The 2,826-nt window shown below is 67.7% G+C and carries 3 protein-coding genes; 2 read left to right on the forward strand and 1 reads right to left on the reverse strand.

The features are described from left to right. Positions 1 to 196: 196 nt before the first annotated feature. Positions 197 to 592 (forward strand): hypothetical protein, encoded by a 396-nt coding sequence (locus tag AC5LUJ_RS24150; protein WP_445548562.1) that lies wholly within the window; start codon positions 197 to 199, stop codon positions 590 to 592. A gap of 76 nt (positions 593 to 668) precedes the next feature. Here AC5LUJ_RS24150 and AC5LUJ_RS24155 read toward each other — a convergent pair whose 3' ends face one another. Then, positions 669 to 1,160 carry a protein-tyrosine phosphatase family protein gene (locus AC5LUJ_RS24155; RefSeq protein ID WP_250287566.1) on the reverse strand — a complete coding sequence of 164 codons (492 nt, stop codon included), beginning with the start codon at positions 1,158 to 1,160 and terminating at the stop codon, positions 669 to 671. A gap of 548 nt (positions 1,161 to 1,708) precedes the next feature. On the opposite strand from AC5LUJ_RS24155, the gene AC5LUJ_RS24160 reads away from it, so the two are divergent. Next, positions 1,709 to 2,467: a peptidoglycan-binding domain-containing protein gene (locus tag AC5LUJ_RS24160; protein ID WP_250287564.1), complete on the forward strand. Its 759-nt coding sequence runs from the start codon at positions 1,709 to 1,711 to the stop codon at positions 2,465 to 2,467. Positions 2,468 to 2,826: the final 359 nt, after the last annotated feature.

Consider the following 2,826-nt stretch of genomic DNA (forward strand, 5'->3'; position numbering starts at 1 on the left):
GCTCTACGCAGCTGACTGGAGGCTGTGTTTGAGCGTCAACGTTCAGTGACCGGCCGTGGTGACAGTGTGCGACTGTATTGAGGTTCGAGAAAAGGGACACATCCGCCCGTCTGGGAAGGTCGTGTCTTGCTGAGGGACTTGATCGCCAGGATGCGGGTGCGCCGTATTCGAGAGTACGGGTCGTGGGTCGGCCGGGTTGCTGGGACTGTCCGGCTTCGAGATCGAGCAGGTGGAACAGGAAGCGGACGGCTCGTTCTCGGTGCACGTGTCGACCGCGCCGGGGGTGGCGGAGTGCTGCCCGGACTGCGGGGCGCCGTCGGGCCGGGTGAAGGAGAGCGTCGGGCACACGGTGCGCCATCTGGTTGTGGCCCCGATGCGGGTGACGTGGCGCAAGAACCGGCTGGCCTGCGGAAATTCCACCTGTGAACGGAACGGCTTCGTCGCGGCGACCCCGCTGGCGGTGCCCGGCGGGCGGGTGTCGGTAGCCGCGCTCGGGCTGACGAGCGTGCTGGCAGGAATGCCGGGCCGACGACGATCCCGCCGCGGGCCACCGTCCGACAATGTGGTGGCCATCGCGCGCGGGGCTTCGTAGATCGTTTCGGGAGCTGGCTGAGGAACGGACGGCGCGGACGGCGTAAGGCGTCCGGCCATCCGCGGTGTCGGCGACGCTACCGGTTCCCGCCGGGATCCCGGCTGGTCTGGATCTCGGGGTGGTGGGCGGCGAACCATCGGATCCAGCGTCGCTGGCCGGGGGTTTCGACCGCCCGCGGCCGGTAGTGCCGCCGGGCCCAACCGACGGCATCGGCGGCGGGGTGGCCGGCGAGGACGGCCATGCAGGCAAGGACGGTTCCGGTGCGGCCGGTGCCGCCGCCGCAGGCGACCTCGACCCGTTGCCCGCCGTGGGCGAGCAGGTAGGCGTGGCAGATCATGGCGGCGGCCGTCCCGTCGTCCCGAGGGGCGCGGAAGTCAGGCCAGTCGATCCAGCCCGCGGGCCAGCCGGGATGCCAGCGGGGCCCGTGGGGCCGGGGGAGCCGGTGGCGCGACGCGAGATAGAGGCCGTAGGTGGGCAGCGGCCCGGACGGCAGGGGCTCGCGCCGGCCGCGGCCGCGCACCATGGTTCCGTCGGGTAGCGCGATCGCGCCGGTGAGTTGGCCGCTCATCGACGCATCATGCCTGTTGTTCACAATTCCTCCCGTGGCCGTCCTGCTGTGGCCGGTCGCTGTCTCCTGCCGTCGGTTGTCGTTCGTGTCGTGACGGCGGGTCGGCGGTAGGCGGTCGGCGGGGCGATATGGCCTGTCCAGGGTGCCGGCATGCCCGCGACAGCGTGGCAGTGACGGTGACGTGACGGTGACGTGACGGTGACATGGTGAAGGCGACGCGACAGGAGAGCGGGGCCGGGTGGCATGGCCGCGGTGCCCCGCGGGGCAGGCGAGGAGAAGATATGTGGAACGTATGCGATTCCCATATCCGCCCGGTCGTCCGCCGTGCGGATATGGGAATTGTCCGGACGGCGTTCGTGCACCTGCCTGGCAGGTTGTCAAGATAATGGCGGCCTTCCGTCACCGGCGGGACGGCCCGATCTGACGGGCTACGCTCCGATGCGGCGGACCTCATCGGCATCCGGGTTTCTTCCCGGCGCTTGCTCCCGGGTACGGCGTCCGGGCCGAGGGCTCGTCCGCCGGTGTGTATCCCGGAAGGAGACGTCCGCATGGCCACCTTACAGGATCTTATCGACGTCTGCCGGCACGAGGAAGCCATCTATCGGCCCAGCGGACGCAACAACTTCACCAAGTACGGCCGTGAATTCGGTGCGGACGGCCAGCCCTGGTGCATCATGTTCTGCTACGTGGTGGCCGGCTATGCTGGCGTGACCCTCCCGTACAAGACTGCCGGGGTCGTCGATCTGGCCGTCTGGGCGTCCAGAAACGGGAGGAAACGGACGCCGGACGCGATTCAGCCGGGCATGATGGTGGCCTTCGACTGGACCCTGACGCGGACCGGGTCGATCCCCGTGAAGACGCATGCCGGCTGGTGCATCGAACGGTCCGGCCGGACGATAACGACGGTCGAGGGGAACGTCGGCAACCAGGACGAGGTTGTCAGCAGGACGTACGGCGTGGACGACAAGGTGGTCTGGCTGGGGGTGGACTTCACCGACCTGTTCCCGGCCGGAAACAGGTTCATCCGTTACCCGAAGCTGGCCAGGGGTGCGAAGGACCATGCTCCCACCGGCGCGTTCCCGGATCCCATGAACCCCGTCCAGACCCTGCAGAACGCACTGAACATCGTGAGCGGCCGGGAAGGAGAGCATCCCGACCGGCTGGCTCCGGACGGGGATTTCGGTCCGTTGACAGAACAGGCCGTCCGCGACTTCCAGGATTTCTTCAAGGTGCCCGAGATCGGTGGCACCGTCGGCGCGAACACCTGGGAGGTCCTGGACTACGTTCTCGACCTCAAAGGACGATGACCGCGAGCCGTACGGTCGAGGAGAAGCGTCTCCGGCGGGTGTCGCCGGAGACGATGGACTGAACCTCACACCGCGGCGGCCGGGAGGGCTGATTGGCCGGCTGCCGCGCGATCGAACATCCGTCCTGGAGCGCCGGTCAGGTAACCATACGTATCCCCACGTATCCCGCGAACGGCGGCACGCTTCGATGGACGCCGGTCACCGGAGAAGATCGGCGTGAGTTTGTCGTTGTGTACGCTTTTGCGGCCAAAAAGCGTACATGGCGACAAAGTCGCCTGAATCATGATCTGTGTGGATGGTCGTGGATGGGATCCGCGTTACTTGACCGGTGCTCTAACGTGTGCAGGTCACGTTGGATA

The organism is Protofrankia sp. CiP1_Cm_nod3, from assembly GCF_982290655.1.

What these genes read in the sequence shown, in the direction of transcription:
- AC5LUJ_RS24160 (WP_250287564.1), top strand. Translation starts at nt 1,709, where the DNA reads ATGGCCACCTTACAGGATCTTATCGACGTCTGCCGGCACGAGGAAGCC.
- AC5LUJ_RS24155 (WP_250287566.1), bottom strand. Translation starts at nt 1,160, where the DNA reads ATGAGCGGCCAACTCACCGGCGCGATCGCGCTACCCGACGGAACCATG.